A 795-nucleotide genomic window follows, 5' to 3' on the forward strand; every position below is an offset into this window, starting at 1 on the left:
ATAGGGATGTTTTTTGAATGTGTCAGAGAGCTTTCTGCAGCTCCGGCAACACAGTGAAGAGATCACCGACGAGGCCGTAATCGGCAACCTGGAAGATCGGCGCTTCCTCATCCTTGTTGATGGCGACGATGACGCGGCTGTCTTTCATGCCTGCCAGATGCTGGATCGCGCCGGAAATGCCGACAGCGATGTAAAGCTCTGGTGCAACAACCTTGCCCGTCTGGCCAACCTGCCAGTCGTTTGGCGCATAGCCCGCATCGACTGCCGCACGGCTGGCGCCAACCGCCGCACCGAGCTTGTCGGCAACCGGCAGGATCACTTCCTGGAACTTTTCAGCCGAACCAAGCGCACGACCGCCCGAGATGATGATCTTGGCCGAGGTCAGTTCCGGACGATCCGAAGCCGACAGCGCATTGCCAACAAAGCTCGATAGCGCCGGATCGGCAGGCACGGTTGCAGTTTCAACCGCAGCCGAACCGCCCTCGCCCGTTGCGGAGAAGGAGGCGGTGCGCACCGTGATCACCTTCTTGGCGTCGGTAGACTGCACCGTCTGGATCGCATTGCCCGCATAGATCGGACGCTTGAACGTGTCCGCCGAGACGACTTCCATGATTTCAGACAACTGCATCACATCGAGAAGGGCTGCAACGCGCGGCAGGATGTTCTTGGCCGAGGTCGTCGCCGGTGCGAGGATCGTGTCGTAATTGGCGGCAAGTTCAACGATGAGCGCTGCCGTTGGCTCAGCCAGACGGTTTTCCAGCGCATCGCTTTCAGCCAGCAGAACCTTGCGCACGC

1 protein-coding gene is annotated in these 795 nt (G+C 59.9%); it reads right to left on the reverse strand.

The window, feature by feature from the left end:
* Window positions 1–22: 22 nt before the first annotated feature.
* On the reverse strand, window positions 23–795 hold a 773-nt coding region (locus JAU75_RS23865; RefSeq protein WP_199058949.1), incomplete at its 5' end, for an electron transfer flavoprotein subunit alpha/FixB family protein.

It is taken from the genome of Ochrobactrum sp. Q0168 (assembly GCF_016427605.1).
In the GTDB taxonomy this organism is placed as follows: Bacteria; Pseudomonadota; Alphaproteobacteria; order Rhizobiales; family Rhizobiaceae; genus Brucella.